The following is a 25,198-nucleotide window of genomic DNA, read 5'->3' as shown; positions in this document are numbered from 1 at the left end:
ATCATCTTTTGAACGGGAGTTTCACATGAACCATCGGCCGAATTCGCTCCACATGTCGGACATTGCACATTCGATGCATCCCTATACCAACATGCGCCTGCATGAGGAAAAGGGCCCGATGATCATGACCGAGGGCAATGGCGCGCGCGTCACCGACAGCGAAGGCAAGGAATATATCGAAGGGTTGGCTGGCCTGTGGTCGGTTGCCGTCGGTTTTTCCGAAACCCGTCTGGCCGATGCCGCCTATGCGCAGCTCAAGCGTCTTCCGTATTATCACAGCTTTGCGCACAAGGCGCATGAGCCGTCGATCCGCCTGGCCGAAAAGCTGGTTGAAATGACGCCCGAAGGCCTGAACCGTGTGTTCTTTACCAACTCCGGCTCCGAAGCCAACGACACCGTCGTCAAGATGGCATGGTTCCTCAATAACGGGCTGGGTCGCCCGAAAAAGAAGAAGTTCCTGTCGCGCACCAAGGCCTATCACGGGATTACCATTGCGTCGGGTTCGCTGACCGGCCTTGCCGGCAACCAGAAGGACTTTGACCTTCCGGCCATTCCGGTAACCCACCTGACCTGCCCGCATTACTGGCGCTATGGCGAGGAAGGCGAGTCCGAAGCAGACTTCACCGCACGCCTTTTGAAAGAACTGGAAGACACCATTCTGGCCGAAGATCCGGACACCATTGCCGGCTTCATCGGGGAGCCTGTCATGGGGGCTGGTGGTGTGATGACCCCGCCGGAAGGTTACTGGGCCGGTGTTGCGGAGATTTGCCGCAAGTATGACATCCTGCTGGTCTCGGACGAGGTCATTAACGGCTTTGGCCGCACCGGGGAGCGTTTTGGCTGCGAGAAATATGGCTTCACGCCAGACATTCTTGTGACCTCCAAACAGCTGACCTCATCCTATATGCCGCTAGCAGCGATCGTTGTGAATGACAAGGTCTATAACGCGATTGCCGATAACACCGCCAAGCTTGGCAATTTCGGCCATGGCTTTACGGCAACCGGCCATCCGGTTTCCTGTGCGGTCGGGTTGGAAAACCTCAAGATCATTGAAGAACGTGATCTGATGGGCAATGCCAAACGTCTGGAGCCGATGTTCCAGGATGGCTTGCGCGCCTTCTCTGATCATCCGCTGATTGGTGAAATTCGCGGTGTCGGTTTGATTGCCGGCCTTGAGATGGCTGATAAGAAAACCAAACAGCCGTTTGGCAAACCGGGTGCAGTTGCCGCCAAGGTCGTGGCCCTTGCCGCCGAAGAAGGGCTTATTGTCCGCAATGTCTATGACACGGTTGCCCTTTGCCCGCCGCTGATCATCACCGAAGATGACGTGCGTGAAATTCACGCCCGCCTTGGCCGTGCGCTTGACCGCGCACTCGAGTGGGCCAAGTCCGAAGGCATGCTGTGATCTGACATCCGCAGTCACGCGAAAGCCGGAGATGAGGAAAACCTCGTCTCCGGCTTTTTTATTTCCGGCAGCAAATTTTGATGATGACGGCGTGTTGTCGTTATTTGCCGTCGCCAACGACCAGTTTGCTTTTTTTCGAAACATCCCGGTCGGCATGCCAGCTGATGCGCAGCGTCAGGCTGCTGCGGTCTTCGTCCTGTGAGGCGGAGACTTTGAGGTTCAGAAGGCCTTCGGGTTCGAGAATGATGTTGTCCTGATCATCGCTGAGTACGACTTTGCCTTTGCCGACACCGTTTGTAATGGCCTTGAGGATGGCCTTGATCGAGTCGGCGTCTTGGAGCGAATCATGGCTGAACTGTTTTTTGATCTGTTTCATTTGGCTGTTTTTCCGCCTTTGTCATCAAGCGTGATCGCAGAGCTGAGTGCGGTCAGGGTGCGTTTGGGCTCAAAGGCCTTGGCATAGGGAAAGTCGGTGCTAATGCCGAGAATATGGCCTTCGGGATGGACGATGGTGACAGCCGCCCCGGATCCCTTGAGGCCTTCCTTGTGGCGGGAATGCTGATCGATGGTGGCATCACATTCGAAATTGATCAGGCCCCGGCGCAACATGATGCGTTGCCCATCAAGCAGATTGCGATGGCCATGGATGATGGCGTGAATGCCGCTGTCATGAAGCTTTTTGGCACCCTTGGGGCTCAGATCATTATCAATGGTGCGATATTTGGTCCGCACCGTATTGGCGATCGAGCCGTAATAAAGATCAAACGGTTCGCCAAACAGGGCATCGCGGAATTGCCGGTTTAAGGCCTTCACGCCATCAGCATTCAGAAGATCCGCCATCGCGTCATCAAAGCCGGCATGGACAAACATGAAGGACCCGACGTGATAGCCAAGCCGCATGCGCTTGAAGAACCAGTGAAACTCGCCGTCGGGCTGCAAGAACAGTTCGCGCCATTTCAGCACCGCCGCATAGACCTGACGCATCGAAAACCCGGCCTCGGCACAGGCGGGCTCGAAGCTGACCATTTTCTTTTTGATCCGCTTGAGTTCGACATCGATCTGTTTTTTCGGCAAATGATCGGCGGCGATTTTGGGAAACTTGTCAAACCAGGCCGGATCAGGGAACAGGCGCCGGCGGCATTCATCCTCGTCCGGGATATCGGCAAGGGCCTTGCGCCCGCGAAGGTAGGTATCGCGAATTTCAACCAAAAGCGGCACCACCTTCGGCCCAAGGCGCAGGAAGAAATGATCATTGCGGTGATCGACGGTTTTGCCATCACTGACGGCCTGCATGCCCAGAAGATTGCGGACATCATGATTGCCGGCAAGAATGCGCACCCGTGCATCCAGCTCGATCAGGCGGCGCACCGCGCGCAGAAGTTTGAGGTTATGCGGGCCCTTGTCAAAGCAGTCGCCCCCAATGATGAAGGTCGCCTGTTTGCCGAGTTTGGTCAGATGGAAATTCATCACCCCCGGGCCGGTGCGGCGCACCCCGCCCGATGCAACCAGCGATGCCACAAATGCCTTTCGATCCGCGTGCAGATCCGAAAAGAACAGGATCGGGCGTTTGGGCCATGTCCAGAGCTTGCGCTTGGTCAGGCGATCAAGCTCGCTGAGCAGCAACTTGCGATCGCCATTTTCCTCGCCAAACGACTTGTCACCGCCAAAGGTCCAGTCGCGGGCTTCGCGCGGCAGTTCCGGATACAGCCAAGATGGCCACGGCCCCTTATAGTGGGGCAAGGGCACATCGATCTCGGCATTTTGATGTTTGAGCGGTTCTGTCATTGCTAGGGCCTATTAATCCAATACCGGTTCGGCTTTGGCGCGGAGTTTCCAATCGCCTGCCACATGATGCCAGCTGCCATCGCCGCGATATTCCAGTACGACCGGACGGGCGTGATACATGCTGAGCTTCGCGATCTCGTCAAAGGCCAACACGCCCAGATGATGGGCGGCATGGCGGAAGGATGCGCCGTGGCCGACAAAGACCTTAAGGGTGTCGGTGTCAGTTGCGGTTGCGGCTTTCATCTGCGTCGCCAGATGGGCGGCCACCCGTTCGCCCGATTGCATCAGGGATTCCGCGCCTTGAAATGGCAGGCGGAAATGGCTGTCGGATTTCCAGTTTTCGGGCAGTGGATCGTACCGGGGATCGGCATCAACGACCCGGTTGATCTCCGAAATGGTCATATTAGCCAAAGCCCCGACGCTGCGTTCGGCCAGCGCGTCATGGCAGGTCACCGAGAAATCTCCGACCAGCGCATTTGCAATATGATCGGCCGTGGCCCAGGCACGCAGCATCTGCGAGCTGTCGATCACGGGATCGATCTCCGCCGCCAGATCAGTGGCCAGTGCAGCAAGCATTTTGGCGGCATCGCGCGCCTGTTCTTCGCCGCGCGTGGTCAGGGCAAAGGGCTGATGTGCGCTTGGCGCATTTGCGCGTTGATGGTAATCGCCGTGGCGCACAAGCGCGGCAAATTGTCGGGCCATGGTTATCGGGCCTCCTTGCCATGGGCGGCAGCAAAATCAAGAATGATCGCCTTAAGTGCATCTTCCTTGATGTGTTCGACCGCGATGTCAGGCGCAACCCAGCGACGATGCCGGTGGCTTTCTTCCCAGACGGTATCTGAAAGTTCCTCGGTCACGGCCATCGGGTAGACCGCAACGTTGCAGGTCGATCCCCACTTTTCATAGGCATAGCTGCCCACAGCCGTTTCATGCACGGTGCCGCGCACGCCTGCCTCTTCCTCGGCCTCGATCGCAGCAGATTCTTGGGCGCTTAGCCCCGGTTCATGAATGCCCTTGGGCACGACCCAATGGTTTTTCTTGCTTGATGTGATCACAAGGATTTCAAGCACCCCACCCCGGATGCGATAGGGGATAACCGCGGACTGGGTGTAATAATACGCCGGACGATCACGCCATTCGCGGCCAGTGGCGGTTTCAAAGGGAAATCCCTCTGGCAGGCTATTTGGCCGGATGTAATTGATTATTTTTGCGCAATTGCCGGATAAGTTTTGCCAATCATCTGGCATTTCCAGATGAACAAGCGTTCCGGTTTTCAAAAGCTGATGATCTTCCGTCACCGGCAGGGATGATGGCGCGAGCGTGCGCACAAGGCTTTCCAGCCCTGGATTATGCCCGACAATCATCACCCGTCTCGGACCATCGGAATATGTCGCAAGCACATCGCGAAGCGCCTGGATCGAGGCGTTATAAACCCGATCATCCTGCACGATATCATGGGCATGCGTGCCAGCGGCCTTGAGCAGTTTTTGCGCGGTGACAAAGGCGCGTTCGGCCGGGGAGGCCACCGTGACACCGGGCAAAAGTGCCTGATCTTGGAGCCAGGCGCCGATGCGCTGTGCCTGTCGCTTGCCCCTGGTTTTAAGCTGGCGATCGCGATCCGATATGCCCGATATGCCCGGTGGGTCCTTCGCCTTGCCGTGGCGCATGATGAGCAGTTCGCGGGTCATGCGCGCGGACCTGTGTGCTGCGGGTCTTGGTTAAAAAGCTGCTTTGAACTTTGTTTGGCGATTGCGTCAAAATCGACGCGACCGGTGACCTCATAGATCGGCACGCCAGCAAGGGCAGCAAGATAGGCCGCCTCATCAAGGGTCTCGTCACTGCCATGCATGCTGTCATCTGCGCGTTGATAAAACGGGCCCGGTGATTTCATGACAGCAGCGAGAAGATCACGCCGGTCGTTCAGATCAATCTGCGTGATCTGTGCGGGTGCCTTGGCATCATGCGACCAGTTCAGAATAAGAAAGCCGCATAGTGGCGCCCGCGCGCTGATGCGATCCGGGCCATAGATCTTTTCGATATCGACATCGTATTTTTCTTCGATATCCCAGAGCTCGGTCGTCGGCAGGGCCGCCAGTTCGGCCCGACGTGCCGGCGAAACGATGGTGTCCAAACGCGGATTATGAAGCGCCGTGCCGGGATTGATCCGGGGCAGTTTGGGTATACCCGCTGCCCAAACATCGCCGTTATGATGGCGGACAAACAGACGGTCATTGGAAAGGAATGCGGTACCATCTTCATCCAGCATATGGAGCATCAGGGTCGATTTGCCGCCGCCGGAAAATCCCGCCAGACCAAGGGCGCGACCATTGCGCACAAGACCGGCGGCATGGCAGATCGCCCAGCCATCCTGTTGCAGCATGTTCATATATTGGGCGTTGATGAAATTGATTACCTGATTGTCGTTTTCCAGACACGGCCCGGCAGCAATAGCGCGATCCCGGCTTTGCAGGAACACCATGCCGGTGCGTACCTTTTTGACAATGCGTCCATCGGGAAGATCGACATAGGCATCCTTGCGCCCGCTTTTGCCCGCCTCACGCGGCCAGTCGATATAGGCCACCGCCAGATCAGGTGGCGGGCATTCAAACGCGTCAATTTCAAGGGTCGGCTTCACATCAGAGACGACGATATGTTTGAAATAGGCGCGCAGTTTGTCGAGAAGCGGGGCGGAGTTCGAGCGGACCTTGATCGTCATATCGGGCAAGGACAGCAAAAGCCCGCCCAGCTGCTGCGTCATGGTGCCTGCCAATTGCGCGGCAATATCGCGGGCCTTTATTGCAGTCGCGGTGTTGCTCATGACAGCGCATCCAGAACGTAATCGGCATAAAGACCGGCGGCATCGATACCAATACCTTCCTTCGCGCCACGGAAACCGCCAAAGGCGGAGACTTCGAACACGATCGGGCCCTGATCGGTCAGGGCGACATCAACGGTGGTGAAGTTCATATCAAACAGGTCCTGGGCGCGTTTGGCCATTTCAATGACGTCCGCGTCGCATTCAAACGCGGCGTATTTGCCGCCACTATGGATTGTCGTGTTCCAGGCATCCCCCTTGGCCACCCGGGCATAGGCCCCATGATATTCGCCGCCGAGAAAAACAAGGCCAAGGTCCTGCCCCGGCAGGTCGAGTTTGCGCTGGATATACATCATCGGGTTTTCGGCCTGAAACGCCGCGACGGCCTTTTGGATCTCGGCATCCGGCTGATCGGCATCAATGATCGTCATGCCGCGTGCCTTGGTCGAATAAAGCGGCTTGAATACCGCCGACCCGAAGGTTTTGACGGCATCGACAGCAATATCGACATTTTCTGTGACCTGAGTTTCGGGCATCGGAATGCCGCCATTGCGCAAGGTTACCGTGCAGGCGAGCCGATCAATCAGACGCAAGATATTCACAGCCGGGCTGAAGACCCGCACCCCGGCGGCCTCGACAAGACGCAACAATTCAAGACGGTCCAGCGAGTTCGGGCTGTACACCTCGGTGATTTTCTTGACCACCACCCCGTCCAGTTTGCAAAGATCAACGCCGCGTGCCGTGACCTGCCCGGTGGCAAGATCGGCCGCAACATCGGCCATATCGATCACAAGCCGGAAACCGGTTTTGTACTCAAGGGCGTCGGCAAGGGCCTCGGTCGACCATTTTCCGGGAATGCCAACAACGGCGATTTTTTTATCAGTCAATGAACAGGTCCTTGATCGGGGCGATGAAGTCTTCCGGTTTGCGCGGATCGGACGCCACAACACGTTCCATTAAATAACGCGCGCGCGCCATCATGTTGCGCGATAGTGACGGATCGAGGATGAAGCGCGTCGATGTGGCAAAAGACCGCGCCAAGCCAAGTGCAAGACGCAGCTCAAAGGTATCATCCCCGGCCTTTTGCGCGAAACGCCGGGCAAAGCCATAAAAGTCCGCCGTTACCTGATGCACGCGTCTGCGCCGTTCCCCGTCCAATGCCTGCAGGCGATAGCCCGACACCATGAATACCGAGACATCCTGAAGGAAATCCATATCCGTCGAGCGGTGCAGATCGATAAACCGGATCGCGCGCGTATCCGCATCATAGATGATGTTATCAAAATTGAAGTCGCCGTGGATATGGACGGTGTAGGGGTTTTTAAGCTTGGCCTCGCGCGCGGCACAGGCCTTGATCAGATCATCGAATGACAGAACCGCATGACCATTGATCGCGCAACCATCATCCTTGAACGCCGCGTGGATGTCATAGACCGCGTCCATGCGCTTGGCCAATTGCGCCATATAAAGGGCGGGTACCAGCTTTTTGACATGCGTTTTGCGCCAGACGGCACGAAGCGTTTTCTTGAGCGCCTTGAAGGCCTCGTCCAACAGGGCCGGGTCTTCCTGCAACAGGATTTGCTCAAATGTCAGACCGGGCAGATGTTCGATCAAAAGCGCTGCCTGATCCTGCTTTTTGTAAAAAGACAGGATCTTTGGCGCGAGGCCGGGATAGATCGCATTCCAGCGATCGACCTTCTGGCGCTCTTCCTTGAGCTTGCGGCGTTTGCCATCCTTGAAGACAGCGATGTAGCTGTCATCATCTGCACCGACATCCGCGACCCCGGAAATGGCACTGCCTGATCGGGTCTGAGCCAGCGGTTCGATGGTCAGGTCATCGGCCTTGCGGTTACCGCTGAGCTGCTTGATGGTTGCGGACAAGGAGCGATAGCGATCAGCCGTCAACTGCTGGCCCATATTGGCCGAAATGATTGCATCGCCCATATCCTGAACGATGGTGCCCATTTCCTCGATCCGCTGGGCCATGAAGATCGCGACAATGACCACCGCCGGGTCCTTGCCCTTTTTCAGATCGGCATTACAGGTGCGAATAAGCTTTTTGTAGTCTTCATCGATCCTGCTTTTGACCTTGATCGCCTTGACCGCGGTCGAGGTATCAGTGTCATCAATCGCCTGTTCAATCAGTTCAAGCCCGTGTTCGACATGGGCCAAAAGTGCGGCGTGACGGCGGCGTTTTCGCCGGGGCGTGCCATCAAGCTTTTCATATTGGCGAACACAGTCACGACAGAGCCGGGTCAAACGTTCAAGATCAATCGCCACCGATTCCACCGCACGCAACATCAAGGCATCCGGACTGGATTTCGGGGTTTGCATGATCGCGGCGATGCAGCCATCGCGCACCCGCATTTTCAGATTATCGGCATAGCCACTGCGGTCCAGAACCTTGCGCGCCAGATCAAGCGATCCCTGATCGAGCGCATCGCGCAACTCAGCAACTTGCGCGCTCGCCTCAATCCAAAGAAACCGGAAATTATCGCGTACCGGGGCGGACAGGGCTGTGGTCATGTGATCAACCCCAGATAGGCCGGATGTTTTTGCGCCGGTGCCGTCAGGAACGCGCGCAAATCATTCGGGAAAAGCGGCGCGCTTGGCAAATCCGTTAGCGGCAGCCACACAACATCTGTCTGGTTCTTGTCCGGTGCGGGTCCGTTGGCAGCGACATAGCCGTCGGGCACCGAACAAGCAAAAAGAAACTCAACAGCGTGTTTTTTTATTTCAGGGTCGCTGCTACGTGGTTTGAAAAAATCCGCCACATGCATCAATTCCCCGACCGTGACGGAGGTGCCGAGCTCTTCTTCGCATTCGCGGATCAGGGCGGCCTGCAAGGTTTCGCTTTCTTCCTGTGCACCACCGGGCAACGCATAACGCGTTCCGTAAGACGGGTTTTGTTTACACAGCAGCAAAATCGCGCCGTCACGAACGATCACCGCGCGGGCACAGTTCCGGATCGTTGGCGCCAGATTTTCCGTCATTGCCGCATTTCTCCACGCAATAGGTCAGTGATGAGAAATATCATCCCGGCGCCGCTCGAAAAAGGACGGAACCGGCTGTCACATAACTATAACACACGGAACCCGGCCCGTGATTTGCGCACCATCACACCCGGACTTGGAAACAGAAAAGCCGGCGATGAGATTTTTCCATCGCCGGACTTCGGCATTTGGCGCAATTTTACAAGACAAAAAAGGCGTAATATTTAATGCCAATAAGCCCATACGATTTGACTTTTATGCGCCAGTTATTGTGAGACCGTCGCGTATCAGTCTGTGTTACTGGTCACCCGGCACGCCGTAGCTAGGTGCCGCCGTCGGGTCGATGGCACGCGTGACGTAATCCTGAAGCTGGGGCTTATAGAGCTGCCAGATTGAGCTCAGTTCAGCAATCGGATCCCCTTCCGTCCAGTCAACGCGAAGGTCGGCAACCGGCCAGCTGACATCGCGCACGAGATAAAGACCCGCAGAATGCACCGGGCCGGCTTCGCCGCCGCTTTCCTGTCCGGCCTTCATCGCCGCAAGCAGCCGATCCCCCAAATCGCCACCGGCGGCCTCGAACGCTGCAACCATTGCGGCAGGAACACCATCATTCGCCAGAAGATTACCCGCAGCAGCGCAATCCTTGCCCTGGCTTACGGCATTGACGCCAAGGGTTTCAGCCCCCGAAAAAACAGCCGACTTTCCCGTTTGATCGAGAAGAACGATCTGGCGCCAGGGGGCGGTCGCGTAATCGCGCAGCAATTCGGAAAGTGCGTCTTCTGCGCCCAGCTTACCTTGCATCAAATCCAGTCCTTTGGGACCAAGCGACGGGTCGGTGATGTTTTGGGATGCCACCACACCGACACCGGCCCGCGCATGGGCACATCGGGCGGCAACCGCCGGAGAGGACGAAGAAATTGCGATACCCATGGTACCGGTTTCAGGACAGCGCGCAGAAATGGAAAAGGTCATTTGAAGCTCTTTGGTTCGGGAAAAAGGTTATTCACCGTCGGGAATGACAGCAATGGCATCAATTTCGACAAGCCATTCCGGGCGCGCCAAAGCGGACACCACAATGCCGGTCGAAACCGGAAAAACGCCCTTGAGCCATTTTCCAACCACGCGATAGACGTCTTCACGGTATCTTGGATCAATCAGATAGATCGTAATCTTGGTGATATGGTCCAGTTGGCCGCCAGCTTCTTCGACCAGCATTTTGATGTTTGCCATCGCCTTTTCTGCCTGACCGGCAGCATCACCGATGGCCACATTTTCCGACGTGTCGAGATCCTGACCAATCTGTCCACGCACAAAGATCATGGTTCCTTTGGCGGCGACTACTTGACAGAGGTCATTGTCGAGATTCTGCTCAGGATAGGTTTCCTTGGTATTGAATTTGCGAATACGGGTATGGGTCATGGGGCTTTTTCCTTCCACCGTTTAGGGTCGTGGGGCAAATGTCATGTAGTTCTGCTGCTTGGACATGTGGTCGGCGAGATATTTTGCGTCATACCACACACCCCAGATGAAGGATGATCCCCGGCGGGTCTGCCACGGCAGTCCCAGGAAATAGATCCCCGGTTCCTTTGAAATGCCGCGCGTGTGAATGGGGGCACCAGCTTCGTCGAAAATGTCGAACTTCAACCAATCGTAATCGCGCCCGAACCCGGTCGCCCAGATGACGGTCGTAATCCCGGCATCGTGCACATCAAGCTCCGTCATCGGATCGGATATGCATTCGGGGTCTGGCCTGATCATCCGTGCTTCGGGTTCTTCGGGCAGACCCAGTCCGTTCTGGGCGACAAAGGCGTCGGCCTCATCAAGCAGGGCAAGATAATTGGCATCGCCAGCCGCGATATTTTTTGCCAGATCGGATGCGATTTTGAGTTTGCCGTCCTCATAGCTTTCGGTGCGGCCCAGAAGGGTTATGCCCTGCTCGGCCAAGGATCGGAAATCGACCGTATGGCCACCATTTGCACCACTGACGGCAATCGTGACGTGATCATCCTGTGGGGTGGCCTCCGCATCCCATTTATTGAGCACGCCAAGCCACCAGACAAAATCACGGCCCCGGTAGCTGCGTGGGGGACGGTCATGCGGACCGACAGACAGATAGACCTTGCGCCCGGACTTCATCAGTTCTTCGGCAATCTGGGTCCCGGAAGAACCAGCCCCGACCACCAGAACTGCGCCGTCAGCGAGTTGATCGGGATTGCGATAAGCCGATGAGTGAATTTGTGTGATACCCGTTTGGGCCGGAATAAGGTCCGGGACAATCGGCGTCTGGAAAGCACCGGTTGCAGCGACGACAAAGCCGGCCTCATAGACACCGTCTGTCGTCTCGACGCGGAAACCAAATTTGCCATTCAGGCGCGTTACGGATGTGACTTCAATGCCACAGCGGACCGGTGCCTTTATCTTGTCGACATACTCGACAAAGTAATCGGCAACTTCTTCCTTGGCCGGGAAACCGTTCGGATCACCGGCGAATGTCAGGCCCGGAAAACGGTCGTGCCATGCCGGACCGTTGGCGACAAGGGAATCCCATCTTTCCGACCGCCAGCGTTCCGCGATCCTGCCGCGTTCCAGCACAACATGAGACAAGCCGTTGGCACTGAGGTGTTCGCTCATGGCGACACCGGCCTGCCCTGCGCCAACAACAACGATGTCTAGTTTTTCAACCGCCATTCACTGCTCGTTCTAATTTTATGTGTCACAGATTCCAAATTTTGGTTTTGAAGCTCCTGCGGCCAATTTGTCGAAGGGTGTTCAAACCCGTCCATATTGATACGACCCATCTCTCAATGCTCATGATTTTTATCGATCAACAAAAGTTTGTGCCGCCACAAATTCTTGTAGGCAAGAATACCCATATCCGCCATCGGGTATATTCGGGCTGCAGCATGTGATTGATGCTGATGCATCCGACCTGTCAGGATTGCCGCGCCATAGCTGGTTCCAGAGCCGTCGCCTGAAGCTAAAATCTGCTGATCTTTCCGGAGACTGGCAAGCAACTGACACATGGCCGTGTTGGTCGCAAAGGGCCCCTCAAAAATCACCGGCCCTTCACTGCTGATCATTTTCAGGCCGTAATCAATCATCAATGCGCAGTAAATTGTCGCAAGAGCAACCTTTTCGCGCTCAGTTCGCAGTGCAGCTTTGTTGATCAGATGCCCCGAGTGATGACCAAAAGGTCCCCCTGCTTCAGCAAATGAAGGTATCGCCAAGCATTCTGATGCGATCAAACGTTTGATATCAGAGATGTCCGGATTATCTGTATGACCTTCAGCCAGGAACGCATATTCACGCCCGCCCATGAACCTTGCACTGGGCACGGCATTGCCATTCAGATCGACATTGCACAGGGTATCGCGATACTCGTCAAGCTGTGGTCGTGCGTCTCCACCAACCGAGAAACAAATTGTCCAAGTACCAGATGATACAAGCGAAAACGGTTGCTTAACCCTGGTAATCAAGGGCACTAGCGACGCATTGCTGTCATGAATGCCGCAATGGATCTCGCAATCGGGTGGCAGGCCGGTTTCGGCAGCGATTTCAGGCAGAATATTGCCCAAGACATCACTTGCCCCACGCATCGGGGCGAATTTTCCGGCCCATCCTCGGGTTTTGGCGAGCTGGCTCCAATCGGCCTGATGCGGGTTCCATAGATCGGAATGACAGCCAAGCGACGTGACCTCGCAGGCTTTTATGCCAGACAACCGCCATGCCCAATATTGCGGATAGGGTAGAAAATCTGTGGCACGCGCCATTTCTTCGGGAAAGGTTTGTTCAAGTGCAAATATCTGCCGCCCGAAATTCAGCCCGGCAGGTAAGCAGGGGCTTTGGCTATCGGCGAAATCATCACGGGCGCTGTCATAAGCATGATTGATTTCCGGGGCATATGTGTTTTCGTAATCCACCACTGGAAGAGCAAGCTCATCCCCCGCAAGGACCGAAACCGTGGCACCATGGGTCGTTACAACGACCCGTCCGATCTCGGTCTCGCGTGCCGCATCTTTCAATGCGGTTTTATAGAAGTCCCACAGGCCTTCAACATCAAGATGGCGATAAGGCGGACCATCAATTGAACGATTTGGACAGCTCGTTTCAAACAGGATTGCATGGGTATTGGTGTCCCACACCACCAGCTTTGCATTGGTTTTGCCGATATCAATGACGGCAATGGCGCGCTTATCTGTCATGGCAGATAGAACACTTCTTTCAACGGAACAACTACGGGGCTGCCATCATCGTTGGTGGCCATGATATCACCCATGAAAGCCCACCAGCGCTGCATGATCTCTTGTTCGGGCAACTCATCCATACCGTGGTCCTTGGTACGGCGTAGAACAGCAAAAAGGATGTTGGTTTCTTCATCAAGAAAGATGCTGTAATCCGAAATACCTGCTTTGCGCAGAAGCTCGGACAGATCAGGCCAGATTTCGTCGTGGCGTTTTTTGTACTCGTCTGCCCAACCCGGATTCAGCAGCATTTTGAAGGCAATCTTTTCCATGATGCTAGCCCTGCTTTTGTGATCGCAATTTGCGTGCACTCAAAATGCGGCGCCAGATGATCGGTGTACCAATCACAAGGATGAGCAGCAGGCCGGTGAAGATCGACATTACAATGCCCGGCACATTCATCAGGCCCATGCCAAAGGTGACAAGCCCCATCAGTAAAACAGCGATAAACACACCAACAATGCTGCCTGCTCCTCCCATGATGTTGACCCCGCCGAGAACCACCATCGTTATGACTTCCAATTCCCAGCCCATTGCGATTGACGGGCGGGTTGAACCGATGCGCGATGTCAGAAGAACGGCTGCAACCCCGGCAAAAAGCCCAACAAGGGTAAACAGGAACAACCGATGGCGTTTGACATTGATCCCGGAAAAGAGGGCAGCTGTCGGATTGTTACCAATCGCGTAAACCCGTCGCCCGAAGGTGGTTTTATGCAGCAGAACTCCAAACACAACGGCAAGGCACAGGAACAGAACGAATTCAAACGACAGCACCCCCCAGACATAGCCCTGACCAAAAAAGGCAAAATCGGATGGGTAGCTGCGATATACATCATCGCCCAGAACGATATAGGCAATGCCGCGATACAGGCTCATGGTTCCAATGGTCACAACAATTGCCGGAATATCGAATTTCGTAATGATCCAGCCATTTGCAAAGCCGGCAACTGCCCCAACCGCCATGCCGATCATGGCAAGTTCGATCGGACCAGCACCCATGCTATTGGCAAAGCCCATCGTCACCGATGCAAGTGCAATGGTCGATGCAACCGACAAATCAATATCGCGGGCGATGATCAGCAGTGCCATAGGCAGTGCAATGATCGCCTTTTCGGTAAAGTTGAATGTCGCGTCCGACAAGCTCCACGGATCAAGGAAATACGGGGATAGCTGAGTGTTGGTGAAAAACGCAATCGCGACAAACACCATTAAAAGGGTTTCCCAGCGCATCAATTTGCTTCGTAAATCGCCATTGAGGCTGTCAGGCAGCTCTCGTGATACTTCTTTGGTCATGGGTTGTTTCAAGGTTTCTTCATTGATCATTGGTGGGCCTCTCGGAGGATGCGTCGGCCACCACGCTTTTCACTACGTGAATTGATGATCACGGCCAGAACAATCACCAGGCCGGAAATCGCAAGTTGCCAGAAAGGTGAAATACCGATCACGGGTAGTGCATTCTTGATCAGGCCAAGGAAAATGGCACCAAGTGCCGCACCCCATATCGAGCCGATCCCCCCTGCGATACTGATCCCACCGATGACACAGGCGGCAACGACCTGAAGCTCAAAGGCCAGAGCAACTTCCACATAGGCAACCGCGTAGCGCGAAACCCACAGATATCCGCACATGCCCGCGACAGCACCGGAAATGCAAAAGGTAATGAACTGGTGTTTGCCAACATCCAGGCCGCTATAGACAGCAGCCTTCGGGTTCCCGCCTACGGCAAAGATCGAAAGGCCGGTCTTGGTGAAACGCGTAAAGACAAACATCACCAACGTGAGCGCGATAGCAATCCAGGACAGGACCGTCAGATCAAGGAAAGTTGCGCGCGGCAGGGCAAGGAATTGCGGAGTCATTTCATGGGCGTTTACCCATTCCCCGTCGCTGAGCAAAAAGACAAAGCCGCGATATACGCTCATGGTGCCAAGGGTGACAACGATCGACGGAATGCCGACCAGCCAGACCAATAGACCGTTGAAGGCGCCAAGCATCAGCCCAATGCCAATCGACATGACAAGCGTCACAAAAGCGGATGTTTCCGGAAAGGCCACATTAAACAGGGCCACGCACATGCCGGTAAATGCCAGGTTCGATGCGACCGACAGATCGATACACCGCGTCAGAATCACAAGCATCTGCGCACAGGCAAGCATGATCAGAATGGCTGTATCGTCGAACACTTCGGCCAGGTTCGCTGCGCCGACAAAGAACGGGGCTGCTGACCCCACGCCAATCAGCATCATGACGATAAGAGCGCCAAGCAGCCATTCACGATGCGAGATCAGTTTGCTGATCATGGAAGTGCTTTTCATCTCAGGCTCCTGTCGCCGCAGTAACGATGGCTTCGGCTGTCATTTCGTTGCGATCAAATCGTGCTGCGATCCGGCCTTCATGCATGACGATAATGCGGTCCGACATGCCCATCACTTCCGGAAGTTCCGATGACACCATAATCACTGACAATCCTTGTGCGACCAATTCGCCCATGAATTTGTGAACCGCAGCTTTTGAGCCGATATCGATGCCTTTGGTCGGTTCATCAACAATGATGACATTCGGATTGGTGGCCAGCCATTTGCTGATGACGACCTTTTGCTGATTACCACCTGATAGGTTTTCAACATTTTCCGACAGGCTTGCCGCCTTGAGCTGAAGTCGCGTGGCATATTGGCGCGCAACATCAAACTCACGGGCCATGTCAATAAAGCCGGATCGCGACAGACCGCCCAATTGCGGAAGTGTGATGTTCTGAAAAATTGGCAGGCTCAGGATTGCGCCCTGATGCTGGCGGTCTTCGGGGACGTAAACAAGCCCCTGATCGACCGCATCACCAGGTGTGCGCGGGTTAAAGGGTTTGTCATTCAGCATAATCGATCCGGCCGAGGTCGGGGTCAGCCCGAACAGGGCTTGCATGACTTCACTGCGTCCAGCCCCGACGAGGCCATAAAATCCAAGGATCTCACCCCGGCGCAGTTGAAAGTCAATGTCGGCAAATTCTGTCGGATGGCACAGGCCTTCGACCGACATGACCGGTTCGCCGATTTCGGCTGCGATCTTTGGATAGATTTGTTTGACGGTTCGACCGACCATCATTGCAACCAGGTCATCTTGGCTCACATCGTCAATTTCGCCCGAGCCAACAAATTGGCCGTCGCGAAATACCGTGTAACGATCGCAGATTTCAAAGATTTCGTCGAACTTGTGGCTGATAAACAAAATCGCTTTGCCTTCGTCGCGCAGACGACGGACCAACCGATAGAGTTCCTGAATTTCATGATGGGACAGCGATGCTGTTGGCTCATCCATGATGACAATATTGGAATTGATCGACAGCGCACTGGCAAAGGACACCAGATGCTTGTGTGCGACACTTAGTTCGCGCAGCGGAAGGTCCGGATCGATATTGACATCAAGATATTCCAGAAGCGTCTTGGCGCGTTTGCGCATAAGGGGCCAATCCAACAGACCAAACCTGTTCCGGTTCTGGTTGTTGATAAAGATGTTCTGGGTGACGGTGAGTTCGTCAAACATCACCGCTTCCTGATGGATGGCGGAAATGCCGTGGCGCTTCGCATCGGTAGCAGCCTGCATCTTGACCGGTTTATCGGCAATCAGGATGTCGCCATCATCAGGTGTGTAGATGCCGGTAAGCACCTTTACCAAAGTGGACTTTCCTGCGCCATTTTCACCGATCAGGGCGGTGACCTGTCCGGGATAGAGTTGCAGCTCGACGCCATCAAGCGCTTTAACCCCGGGGAATGTCTTGGAAATATTGCGCAGTTCAAGAACAGGCCTGTCCATGCTTTTCAAGCCTTCACATCAAAGTCTGGAAATTCTGGCTCAGGCCGCATGCGTTCTATGCAGATGCCTGAAGCGTCATCATCGCGGGAAAAAAGTGGCGGAAACCGGTTCAGGGAGTAAAGGGTTTCCGCCAGTTCCGTGGTATCTCTTAGAAGATGTCGGCGAACTTGTGGACGTTCGACGCGTCATAAACAAACGGGTCAGACATTGCGCCGTTACCGTCCTTGTCAAACGCGATGGTGCCCATGCGACCGGCTTCGATCATCATGTGCTCGTCGCCCTGAGTAAGCTGGTAAGCAATCATCATGGCCGAATAGCCAAGATCAATCGGGTTCCAGATGGCAAAGCTTTTGACCGATCCGGCATCGACGTGACCGGCCAGTTCGGACGGTAGACCAAGACCGGTGACATAGACATCGCCAATTTTGCCCTGATCAGCGACAGCTTGAGCTGCTGCCACAATGCCAACAGAAGTTGGCGCAACGATCACTTTAAGATCCGGATATTTTTTGAGCAGTGCGACGGTTTCACGATAGGATTTATCTGCGAGGTCATCGCCATAAACAGTATCAACGAGTTTCAACTGGCTGTATTCAGGCAGCACTTTTTTCATCTCGTCGATCCAGATGTTCTGGTTGGTCGAGGTCGGGGTCGCAGACAGAATTGCCATTTCACCACCAGCGTCACCAACGACATCTGCGGCCAGTTTGACGCACATTGCACCAATCAAGGCGTTGCTTGACGGATTAAGGTGAACAATGCGGGCATCTTCGGCAACACCACTGTCCCAGGAAATCACTTTGATACCACGGTCCATCGCGCGTTTGAGGATCGGAGCAAGTGCATCAGGATCGTTTGCGGACACCGCAATTGCATCGACGCGCTGCGCCATCAGGGAGTTGATGCTTTCGATCTGACCTTCGGCAGTGGTCGAGGTCGGCCCGGTATAAATGACTTCGGCATTGCCGACTTCCTTGGCAGCTTCCATTGCGCCATCACGGGCCGCTTCAAAGAAACCATTGCCAAGCGATTTAACAACAAGTCCGACACGAACCGGATCAGCGGCCTGTGCGGTTACGGATGCCATGCCCATGGCAAAAATGGCGGCGGCCATCAGAGACTTCTTGAATTTCATAACGTTCCTCCATGATTGATTTTATTGGTTATTGTCTGACAGGCGCCGGGCTCTTTTTGTCCCTTTTGGGCTATGCGCTTGCCGTATTTAGATCCTCTTGTTCCCTGGCCTGCACAACGACAAGTTTGATGCCGGCGCGCTCAAGCATGGCGCGGTCTTCGTCACCAATTCCGTCGTCTGTGATCAGGGTGTCAATATTGTCGAGCTTGCACAGGAACATGTTGCTGCGCTGGCTGAATTTGGTGCTGTCGATCATAACCACCAGCTTCTCGGCTTGTGCAATCAGACGCTGCTCTGACTGAATGATCATCGGATCACTTTCCATCAGGCCCATTGAATTGATGCCCTGTGCACCCACGAATGCCTTCGAAGCATAAAAGTTGTGGATCACATCGCTTTCAAACGGACTGAGAATGATGTTCTGTTCGCGATAAATGGTGCCACCAGGCACAACCACGCTGTTTTCGCTATGCTCAATCAGGTAATCGGCCAGCGGAAAAGAATTGGTCAGAACCTGCATCTTCTTGGACTTGAGAAGCGGGGCCATCTGGTAGGTGGTGGAACCACCATGAATGATGATGGAGTCGCCTGGTTCGCACATCTCGACAGCGCGTTCCGCAATCGCCGCCTTCTGCGCAACATTGAGCGTTTTTGTCACAAAGAACGGACGTCCCAGCAATTGTTTGCTGGTGACTGGATTGATCGCCTCTGCCCCGCCGCGAATGCGACGAAGCTTGTTATCTTCGTCGAGTGCAGCGATGTCACGGCGAATGGTGGCCTCGGATACGTCCAGCATATCCACGAGCTGGGCGACCGTGACAACAGGGCGTTCCCCGACCGCACGCAAAATCAATCTATGTCGTTCACGTTCATGCATCATTGGCTCTCCATTCGCCAGATATTTGCGCAATTTCGATCATTGTCAAACATAAAATGTCATAATTGATCATATTGCAGCGCAATATTGAAAGAATATGATCGTTTATGATTGACTGTGATTGAAATCCGGTTTAGTTGCTTGAAAAAAATGGGAGGCGGCAATCGCATTCATAGCAGACCGCCATGTGTAACGTCCAAGTGATAGGCTATCGGATCATGTCATCTGTTTCCTCTGAGATTCTTCTTCCAAACAAATGGGACGCGGAACACGCCGCAGGCCTTAGTGAGCCTGAGCGTTTGCTGTATCGGTCCAACCTGCTTGGTTCTGATTTGCGCATTACCAATTTTGGTGGCGGAAATACATCCGCCAAGGTTTGGCAAAAGGATCCGCTTGGTGGCGATGAAGTCGAAGTGCTTTGGGTCAAGGGATCAGGTGGTGATGTCGGCAGCATGAAGCTTGACGGGTTCTCGACCCTTTATATGGAAAAGCTGCGCGCGCTTAAGGGGCTGTATCGCGGTGAAGAGTTCGAAGATGAAATGGTGGCCTATTTGCCGCACTGCACCTTTAACCTCAACCCGCGCGCGGCAAGTATCGATACACCGCTTCATGCCTATATCAATAAGCCGCATGTCGATCACATGCACCCTGATGCCGTGATTGCGATTGCCGCCTCAAAAAACAGCCGGGCGATCACGCAGGAAATCTATGGTGATGATATCGGTTGGTTACCTTGGAAGCGTCCGGGCTATCAGCTTGGCCTGATGCTTGAGCAGTATTTCAACAACAATCCGAACAGCAAGGGTGTCGTTCTTGAAAGCCACGGTCTGTTCACCTGGGGCGACAGCGCTGAAGAATGTTACAACACCACAGTTGAAATCATTAACAAGGCGATTGCCTGGTTTGATGGCAAAACGGCAGGTGCTGAAATCTTCGGTGGCGTGCGCCACAAAAGCCTCGATGCGGGGCGTCGCCGCGAAATTGCCTCAACCCTGATGCCGCGGATCCGCAGTTTTATTGATGCGGGAGAACGCAAAATTGGTCATTTCAATGATAGCGAAGCGGTCTTGGAGTTTGTGAACTCACACAAGCTGGAAGAGCTCGCTGCACTTGGAACGTCATGTCCGGACCACTTCCTGCGAACCAAAATTCGTCCGATCATTATCGATTTTGATCCGGCCAAACCTGATCTGGACGTTGTGATCGAAGGATTGTCTGAGGCCTTTGCGGCCTATCGCGAGGATTACAAAGGTTATTACGAACGCTGCAAACACGATAACAGCCCCGCCATGCGTGACCCCAATCCGGTGATCTACTTGATCCCGGGTGTGGGGATGCTGTCCTTTGCCAAGGATAAGGCAACGGCACGAATTGCTGGTGAGTTTTATGTCAATGCGATCAATGTCATGCGCGGTGCCGACACCGTCAGCACCTATATGGGGCTTGATGAGCAGGAAGCGTTCGATATCGAATACTGGCTGTTGGAAGAAGCCAAATTACAGCGCATGCCCAAACCGAAAAGTCTGGCGGGCCGCGTTGCGGTTGTCACAGGCGGGGCCGGTGGCATCGGCAAGGCAACTTGCGGACGTCTGTTGCAGGAGGGCGCCTGTATTGTTGCCTGTGATATTGATGAAGAAGCACTGGGCGAGGCGATCTCGGACCTGCAAGCCGTCTTTGGCAAAGATCAGGTCCGTGGACTTCCCGTCAATGTGACCAGCGAAGGCTCAGTGATCAAACTAATGCACGATAGCTGTGCCGAGTTTGGCGGGATCGATATCTTGGTCTCGAATGCAGGCATCTCGTCTGCTGCGCCGATTGATGAAACCAGCCTCGAAGTCTGGCAGCGCAACATGGATATCCTCTCAACCGGTTATTTCCTGGTTGCGCGTGAAGCTTTCAAGATCATGAAGTTGCAAAAGCGCACAGCGAGCATGGTGTTTGTTGCCTCCAAAAACGGTTTGGTTGCATCGCCGGGCGCATCGGCATATTGCACTGCCAAGGCTTCGGAAATTCAGTTGGCCCGTTGCCTCGCGCTGGAAGGCGCTCCGTTTGGCATTCGCGTCAATGTTGTTAACCCGGACGCGGTTCTACGCGGATCAAAAATCTGGTCTGGTGAGTGGCGCGAACAGCGCGCCAAGGCCTATGACATGGACCCCGATCAGCTTGAAGAGCATTACCGTCAGCGCAGTATGCTAAAGCTCAATGTTCTGCCAGAAGACATTGCAGAGGCGATCTATTTCCTCGCCTCGGACAATGCGGCAAAATCAACGGGTAACGTGGTTAATGTCGATGCCGGTCACGCACCGTCATTCACCCGCTAAACACATCAAGGGTCGGATATAACGACCCGGGGAGGAACCCATGGCTTCACAAGCTCCGATTTCGGCAGAACTGATTGCCGAACATAACGATGCGCATAGTTCCGCATTGGATTCAGATTATACCGCACTGGGTGAGCAGCTTGCCCGTCGTGGACTTGATATCGAAAAACTGACGACGGCAGCCCGGGACTTTTCGGTCGTAATCCCGTCCTGGGGTGTCGGAACCGGTGGGACGCGTTTTGCGCGTTTCCCCGGTGTGGGCGAGCCACGCAACATCTTTGAAAAGCTTGCCGATTGTGCCGTCATTCAGCAGTTGGGCCGTGCGACGCCGACAGTGTCGCTGCATATCCCGTGGGACAAGGTCGATGACCTCGGTGAACTGCGCGATGTCGCGACGGGATATGGCCTTGGTTTTGATGCGATGAATTCCAACACGTTTCAGGACCAGGATGATCAACGCCAGTCATACAAGTTTGGTAGCCTCAGTCATTCTGAAGCTGCGGTCCGTGAACAGGCAATTGCCCATAACCTTGAATGTATTGAAATTGGTCAGAAACTTGGATCACAGGCGCTGACTGTCTGGGTTGGGGATGGAACGAACTTCCCGGGACAGCAAAGTTTTACGCGCAGTTTTGAGCGCTACCTTGATGCGATGAAGGCGGTCTATGCGGGCGTACCCGATGACTGGAAGCTGTTCATCGAACACAAGATTTTTGAACCGGCCTTCTACTCGACAGTCATTCAAGACTGGGGGAGCAACTATCTTGCCGCAACCGAACTCGGTCCAAAGGCATCTTGCCTTGTCGATCTTGGGCATCATGCGCCGAATGTGAATATCGAGATGATCGTGGCCCGTCTGTTTCAGTTCGGTAAGCTTGGCGGCTTCCATTTCAATGACAGCAAATACGGTGATGATGATCTCGATAGCGGATCGATCAATCCTTATCAGCTGTTCCTTGTTTTCAATGAACTGGTCGAGGCTGAGCGCCGTGCGCCGGAAAAATTCGATCCTGCCTACATGCTTGATCAATCCCACAATGTCACAGATCCGATCGAAAGCCTGATTTCGAGTGCGGCTGAAGTCCAGCGGGCTTATGTGCAGGCATTACTCGTCGACCGTGCTGAGCTTGAAGGCTATCAGGACGAAAATGATGTGATGATGGCAAACCGCACGCTCAAGGCAGCATACAACACCGATGTCTCACCAATACTCGCCATGGCGCGCCAGCGTGCTGGCGGTGCAATTGACCCGGTTATCGCCTATCGTAAAGCCGGTTATCGAAACGCTGTTGGCAAACAACGCCCGGCCAGTCGCAGCAGTGGTGGTGGAATAGTTTAAGCGACCGGTAATTCACCGAAAAAACTAGAAAAGCCGAAGGCAATGCCTTCGGCTTCTTATTTTACGCGTCACAGATTCTAAAATTATGCGTCGCGTTTCCAGTTTTATGAGTCAATTCACATTATCGCCAGTGTGAATTGACGCATAAATCTAGAAACTCACGCTACCATTTGCCAACGAAATCTCGAACTTCGCGACGCATTATGCTGAAAGGTTTTGAAGCATAATGTTAGAATTCTCTCTATTCCTTGTAAAATACATAAAATCAAATACTTGCATCACATCTAGTTTGAGAAAAGGGCTGCAAATTTCGAAGATTATGTGTCGAACTTTACTTGTGGTGTAACCTAGTCATGTATCGAACCGGATATCACGCTCCAAGATACTCATCTGGGCTAGCGTTAATTGCTGCCTTTCTAAGGAGAACCAAATTCGACATGCTCTTTAGCTGCTTGGCTTATGAAGCCAGCTAAGTCATCGATAAGCTCAACATCGATCTTTGACCCAATAGCACACTCCCATACAATGGCAGTGCGCCAACCCAATTTATGCAATTCCTCTATCGCTGTTTTATCTCTCCTAGTGTTGGCCTCAAATTTCTTATTCCAGAAGTCAGTGTTTGTTGCCGGTGTCGTCGCTTTTTTACAGTCCGGATGACGATGCCAAAAGCAACCATGCACGAAAATCACAACTCGCCACTTCGGCAACACTATGTCCGGTGAGCCCGGCAACAGACGTACATTGAGTCTGTAACGATAACCCACAGCGTGCAGTGCTTTTCTCAGCAGAACCTCTGGTTTCGTATTTCTGCTCCTGATGCCAGACATCATTCTGGAGCGTGTTTTGGAGTCAACTATATCCATGATTTCACAAACATAGCGCAATCAAGCTTATTTTCCACCTGGTGACACTTGGTGAAACCTGGTAAAAGGCTCGACATTATAGGGAGAAACGATGTCCAAAGATTTTGCCATCATTGATTTGTTCGCCGGGCCTGGAGGGCTGGGTGAAGGATTTTCAAGGGCAGGACGCGACGAGGAAACTCCAATGAAGACCCATCTCTCAATCGAGATGGATGACCATGCAATTCAAACGTTGCGACTGAGAGCCTTCCTGCGGTCCTTTGACCGATTTCCCCAAGAATATTACGATGCTATCAATAGTGGTCTTGAGCTTCCAGACTGGGCTGAGCTCTATCCCAACAATTGGAAAGTTGCTGACGAGGAGGTACGTCAACGTGTTTTGGGAAGCGATGGCGTATTCGAGGAACTGGCGACGGAGCTCGATCAAGTCCGCGAACGCCATCATGGCGATACTATCTTGATCGGAGGACCTCCGTGCCAAGCATATTCCTTGGTTGGAAGATCGAGAAATCGGGGGAAGGCAGGTTACGTTCCCGAGGATGATAATCGGCATTTTCTATATCGCGAGTATGTGCGCATTCTAGACCGGCTTCGCCCCGCTGCCTTTGTGATGGAAAATGTTAAGGGGATGCTCTCGAGCCAAATCAATGGCGGTCGGATTTTCAGCAAAGTACTTGACGATCTTGAGGAGGCGGGAGACGGGTACCGTTTGTTACCGCTAGCAGCTTCCTCCCCACCCGACGGCTCCCGAGCTTCGGCCAAAGACTTTCTGATACGGTCAGAAGACTTCGGAGTTCCGCAAGCCCGCCATCGAGTAATCATTCTCGGAGTTCGGGCGGATCTGGCACAACGCCTGAAACTTGATGGCCCGCTTATCGGCAAACCCCAAAAGCAGGTGAACGTGGGCAGCGCAATTGATGGCCTCTCACCTCTACGCAGTGGACTTAGCCGCGGCGACACGACAGAAGCTTGGAAAACAACAGTAGTTGAACAGGCCATGCGCATTGCCAGAACGGAAGGCATTCCAGAAGAAGTAAGGAATATCGTGCAAAGAATTTCTTCTGCCAACAACCTGCCTGAAGCAAGGTCAAGCTGCGCGAAGACGATTGCTGGTGATATGCCAAAACATCTCCTCAAGTGGTTCGATGATGAACGACTTCGTGCAACATTCCATCATGAGACCCGAGGACACATCCCAGACGATATTGGCCGCTACCTTTTCTCGTCTGCTTTCTCCAGCGTGCACTCACGCTCTCCGAAACTGGACGAGTTTCCAGAGTTTTTACTGCCAGCTCATAAGAACCGGGATTCTGGACATTTTTCAGATCGATTCCGAACCCAAGTTTCTGGCCGCCCATCGACCACCGTCACAAGTCACATATCCAAGGATGGTCATTATTTTATCCATCCCGATCCCAGCCAGTGCCGCTCACTGACCGTAAGGGAGGCTGCCCGCTTGCAAACATTCCCTGACAACTATTTTTTCTGTGGGTCTCGAACCAAACAGTATCATCAAGTGGGCAACGCGGTACCACCTTACTTGGCGTGGCAAATAGCTAAAGCGGTTCACAAAATCTTGAGATAAAGACAGCCTGAATGTTGACTTAATCAGATAGGTCGAAA

General features: G+C 53.9%; 23 protein-coding genes. 4 read left to right on the top strand and 19 right to left on the bottom strand.

The genetic code is table 11. The annotated features are described in order from the left end of the window. The first annotated feature begins 25 nt into the window (after window positions 1–25). Window positions 26–1,405 carry an aspartate aminotransferase family protein gene (locus ACXAF0_RS03055; RefSeq protein ID WP_475343583.1) on the top strand — a complete coding sequence of 460 codons (1,380 nt, stop codon included), beginning with the start codon at window positions 26–28 and terminating at the stop codon, window positions 1,403–1,405. A 100-nt stretch (window positions 1,406–1,505) separates the two neighbouring features. Here the strand turns inward: ACXAF0_RS03055 and ACXAF0_RS03050 are convergent, their stop codons facing one another. The 18 genes from ACXAF0_RS03050 to ACXAF0_RS02965 all read right to left on the bottom strand — a co-directional run bounded on the left by ACXAF0_RS03050 (window position 1,506) and on the right by ACXAF0_RS02965 (window position 19,055). Further along, window positions 1,506–1,781: an amphi-Trp domain-containing protein gene (locus ACXAF0_RS03050; protein ID WP_475343580.1), complete on the bottom strand. Its 276-nt coding sequence runs from the start codon at window positions 1,779–1,781 to the stop codon at window positions 1,506–1,508. Beyond that, entirely contained in the window at window positions 1,778–3,190 is a 1,413-nt protein-coding gene (locus ACXAF0_RS03045) for a metallophosphoesterase family protein (RefSeq protein ID WP_475343576.1), read from the bottom strand. Before ACXAF0_RS03045 ends, ACXAF0_RS03050 begins: the two co-directional genes overlap by 4 nt. Window positions 3,191–3,202: 12 nt before the next feature. Next, complete coding sequence (locus tag ACXAF0_RS03040) at window positions 3,203–3,892, bottom strand: histidine phosphatase family protein (RefSeq protein ID WP_475343572.1); 690 nt, start codon at window positions 3,890–3,892, stop codon at window positions 3,203–3,205. Between the two features lie 2 nt (window positions 3,893–3,894). Next, the gene (locus ACXAF0_RS03035) at window positions 3,895–4,878 is read right to left on the bottom strand and encodes a histidine phosphatase family protein (RefSeq protein WP_475343571.1); all 984 of its coding nucleotides are present in this window, start codon (window positions 4,876–4,878) and stop codon (window positions 3,895–3,897) included. Further along, complete coding sequence (locus ACXAF0_RS03030) at window positions 4,875–6,008, bottom strand: HprK-related kinase B (protein ID WP_475343570.1); 1,134 nt, start codon at window positions 6,006–6,008, stop codon at window positions 4,875–4,877. Before ACXAF0_RS03030 ends, ACXAF0_RS03035 begins: the two co-directional genes overlap by 4 nt. Next, the gene (locus tag ACXAF0_RS03025) at window positions 6,005–6,892 is read right to left on the bottom strand and encodes a GAK system ATP-grasp enzyme (protein WP_475343569.1); all 888 of its coding nucleotides are present in this window, start codon (window positions 6,890–6,892) and stop codon (window positions 6,005–6,007) included. Before ACXAF0_RS03025 ends, ACXAF0_RS03030 begins: the two co-directional genes overlap by 4 nt. Then, window positions 6,885–8,531 (bottom strand): PhoU domain-containing protein, encoded by a 1,647-nt coding sequence (locus ACXAF0_RS03020; protein WP_475343568.1) that lies wholly within the window; start codon window positions 8,529–8,531, stop codon window positions 6,885–6,887. Before ACXAF0_RS03020 ends, ACXAF0_RS03025 begins: the two co-directional genes overlap by 8 nt. After that, complete coding sequence (locus tag ACXAF0_RS03015; protein WP_475343566.1) at window positions 8,528–8,998, bottom strand: NUDIX domain-containing protein; 471 nt, start codon at window positions 8,996–8,998, stop codon at window positions 8,528–8,530. Before ACXAF0_RS03015 ends, ACXAF0_RS03020 begins: the two co-directional genes overlap by 4 nt. Window positions 8,999–9,295: 297 nt before the next feature. Continuing rightward, complete coding sequence (locus ACXAF0_RS03010; protein WP_475343565.1) at window positions 9,296–9,970, bottom strand: DUF1028 domain-containing protein; 675 nt, start codon at window positions 9,968–9,970, stop codon at window positions 9,296–9,298. A 27-nt stretch (window positions 9,971–9,997) separates the two neighbouring features. Continuing rightward, window positions 9,998–10,417: a RidA family protein gene (locus ACXAF0_RS03005; RefSeq protein WP_475343563.1), complete on the bottom strand. Its 420-nt coding sequence runs from the start codon at window positions 10,415–10,417 to the stop codon at window positions 9,998–10,000. A 21-nt stretch (window positions 10,418–10,438) separates the two neighbouring features. Beyond that, the gene (locus ACXAF0_RS03000; RefSeq protein WP_475343560.1) at window positions 10,439–11,686 is read right to left on the bottom strand and encodes a flavin-containing monooxygenase; all 1,248 of its coding nucleotides are present in this window, start codon (window positions 11,684–11,686) and stop codon (window positions 10,439–10,441) included. Window positions 11,687–11,799: 113 nt separating this feature from the next. Then, window positions 11,800–13,200, bottom strand: coding sequence for an FGGY-family carbohydrate kinase (locus ACXAF0_RS02995; protein ID WP_475343558.1), 1,401 nt, complete (start codon window positions 13,198–13,200; stop codon window positions 11,800–11,802). Next, window positions 13,197–13,511, bottom strand: coding sequence for an L-rhamnose mutarotase (gene rhaM, locus ACXAF0_RS02990; protein ID WP_475343557.1), 315 nt, complete (start codon window positions 13,509–13,511; stop codon window positions 13,197–13,199). Before rhaM ends, ACXAF0_RS02995 begins: the two co-directional genes overlap by 4 nt. Window positions 13,512–13,515: 4 nt before the next feature. Further along, window positions 13,516–14,532, bottom strand: coding sequence for an ABC transporter permease (locus ACXAF0_RS02985; protein ID WP_475343554.1), 1,017 nt, complete (start codon window positions 14,530–14,532; stop codon window positions 13,516–13,518). 26 nt (window positions 14,533–14,558) lie between these two features. Next, entirely contained in the window at window positions 14,559–15,551 is a 993-nt protein-coding gene (locus tag ACXAF0_RS02980; RefSeq protein WP_475343553.1) for an ABC transporter permease, read from the bottom strand. 1 nt (window position 15,552) lies between these two features. After that, window positions 15,553–17,040 carry a sugar ABC transporter ATP-binding protein gene (locus ACXAF0_RS02975; protein WP_475343550.1) on the bottom strand — a complete coding sequence of 496 codons (1,488 nt, stop codon included), beginning with the start codon at window positions 17,038–17,040 and terminating at the stop codon, window positions 15,553–15,555. 148 nt (window positions 17,041–17,188) lie between these two features. Beyond that, window positions 17,189–18,175 carry a rhamnose ABC transporter substrate-binding protein gene (rhaS, locus tag ACXAF0_RS02970; protein ID WP_475343547.1) on the bottom strand — a complete coding sequence of 329 codons (987 nt, stop codon included), beginning with the start codon at window positions 18,173–18,175 and terminating at the stop codon, window positions 17,189–17,191. Window positions 18,176–18,245: 70 nt separating this feature from the next. Next, on the bottom strand, window positions 18,246–19,055 hold the full coding sequence (locus ACXAF0_RS02965) for a DeoR/GlpR family DNA-binding transcription regulator (RefSeq protein ID WP_475343545.1): 810 nt from the start codon (window positions 19,053–19,055) through the stop codon (window positions 18,246–18,248). Window positions 19,056–19,270: 215 nt separating this feature from the next. Between ACXAF0_RS02965 and ACXAF0_RS02960 the strand changes: the two genes are divergently transcribed. After that, window positions 19,271–21,373 carry a bifunctional rhamnulose-1-phosphate aldolase/short-chain dehydrogenase gene (locus tag ACXAF0_RS02960; RefSeq protein ID WP_475343543.1) on the top strand — a complete coding sequence of 701 codons (2,103 nt, stop codon included), beginning with the start codon at window positions 19,271–19,273 and terminating at the stop codon, window positions 21,371–21,373. Between the two features lie 40 nt (window positions 21,374–21,413). Then, window positions 21,414–22,712: an L-rhamnose catabolism isomerase gene (gene rhaI / locus ACXAF0_RS02955; protein ID WP_475343541.1), complete on the top strand. Its 1,299-nt coding sequence runs from the start codon at window positions 21,414–21,416 to the stop codon at window positions 22,710–22,712. Between the two features lie 416 nt (window positions 22,713–23,128). Here rhaI and ACXAF0_RS02950 read toward each other — a convergent pair whose 3' ends face one another. Beyond that, window positions 23,129–23,575: a very short patch repair endonuclease gene (locus tag ACXAF0_RS02950; RefSeq protein WP_475343539.1), complete on the bottom strand. Its 447-nt coding sequence runs from the start codon at window positions 23,573–23,575 to the stop codon at window positions 23,129–23,131. A gap of 91 nt (window positions 23,576–23,666) precedes the next feature. On the opposite strand from ACXAF0_RS02950, the gene ACXAF0_RS02945 reads away from it, so the two are divergent. After that, window positions 23,667–25,160: a DNA cytosine methyltransferase gene (locus tag ACXAF0_RS02945; RefSeq protein WP_475343538.1), complete on the top strand. Its 1,494-nt coding sequence runs from the start codon at window positions 23,667–23,669 to the stop codon at window positions 25,158–25,160. Window positions 25,161–25,198: the final 38 nt, after the last annotated feature.

The organism is Thalassospira sp. ABD4_177 (genome assembly GCF_056160125.1).
The sequence above is the reverse complement of the archived record's forward strand: the minus strand, read 5'-3'. Positions and strand labels throughout refer to the sequence as shown.

Coding starts and splice junctions, on each gene's coding strand:
- ACXAF0_RS03055 (WP_475343583.1), top strand. CDS start 26: ATGAACCATCGGCCGAATTCGCTCCACATGTCGGACATTGCACATTCG.
- ACXAF0_RS03050 (WP_475343580.1), bottom strand. CDS start 1,781: ATGAAACAGATCAAAAAACAGTTCAGCCATGATTCGCTCCAAGACGCC.
- ACXAF0_RS03045 (WP_475343576.1), bottom strand. CDS start 3,190: ATGACAGAACCGCTCAAACATCAAAATGCCGAGATCGATGTGCCCTTG.
- ACXAF0_RS03040 (WP_475343572.1), bottom strand. CDS start 3,892: ATGGCCCGACAATTTGCCGCGCTTGTGCGCCACGGCGATTACCATCAA.
- ACXAF0_RS03035 (WP_475343571.1), bottom strand. CDS start 4,878: ATGACCCGCGAACTGCTCATCATGCGCCACGGCAAGGCGAAGGACCCA.
- ACXAF0_RS03030 (WP_475343570.1), bottom strand. CDS start 6,008: ATGAGCAACACCGCGACTGCAATAAAGGCCCGCGATATTGCCGCGCAA.
- ACXAF0_RS03020 (WP_475343568.1), bottom strand. CDS start 8,531: ATGACCACAGCCCTGTCCGCCCCGGTACGCGATAATTTCCGGTTTCTT.
- ACXAF0_RS03015 (WP_475343566.1), bottom strand. CDS start 8,998: ATGACGGAAAATCTGGCGCCAACGATCCGGAACTGTGCCCGCGCGGTG.
- ACXAF0_RS03010 (WP_475343565.1), bottom strand. CDS start 9,970: ATGACCTTTTCCATTTCTGCGCGCTGTCCTGAAACCGGTACCATGGGT.
- ACXAF0_RS03005 (WP_475343563.1), bottom strand. CDS start 10,417: ATGACCCATACCCGTATTCGCAAATTCAATACCAAGGAAACCTATCCT.
- ACXAF0_RS03000 (WP_475343560.1), bottom strand. CDS start 11,686: ATGGCGGTTGAAAAACTAGACATCGTTGTTGTTGGCGCAGGGCAGGCC.
- ACXAF0_RS02995 (WP_475343558.1), bottom strand. CDS start 13,200: ATGACAGATAAGCGCGCCATTGCCGTCATTGATATCGGCAAAACCAAT.
- rhaM (WP_475343557.1), bottom strand. CDS start 13,511: ATGGAAAAGATTGCCTTCAAAATGCTGCTGAATCCGGGTTGGGCAGAC.
- ACXAF0_RS02985 (WP_475343554.1), bottom strand. CDS start 14,532: ATGACCAAAGAAGTATCACGAGAGCTGCCTGACAGCCTCAATGGCGAT.
- ACXAF0_RS02980 (WP_475343553.1), bottom strand. CDS start 15,551: ATGAAAAGCACTTCCATGATCAGCAAACTGATCTCGCATCGTGAATGG.
- ACXAF0_RS02975 (WP_475343550.1), bottom strand. CDS start 17,040: ATGGACAGGCCTGTTCTTGAACTGCGCAATATTTCCAAGACATTCCCC.
- rhaS (WP_475343547.1), bottom strand. CDS start 18,175: ATGAAATTCAAGAAGTCTCTGATGGCCGCCGCCATTTTTGCCATGGGC.
- ACXAF0_RS02965 (WP_475343545.1), bottom strand. CDS start 19,055: ATGATGCATGAACGTGAACGACATAGATTGATTTTGCGTGCGGTCGGG.
- ACXAF0_RS02960 (WP_475343543.1), top strand. CDS start 19,271: ATGTCATCTGTTTCCTCTGAGATTCTTCTTCCAAACAAATGGGACGCG.
- rhaI (WP_475343541.1), top strand. CDS start 21,414: ATGGCTTCACAAGCTCCGATTTCGGCAGAACTGATTGCCGAACATAAC.
- ACXAF0_RS02950 (WP_475343539.1), bottom strand. CDS start 23,575: ATGGATATAGTTGACTCCAAAACACGCTCCAGAATGATGTCTGGCATC.
- ACXAF0_RS02945 (WP_475343538.1), top strand. CDS start 23,667: ATGTCCAAAGATTTTGCCATCATTGATTTGTTCGCCGGGCCTGGAGGG.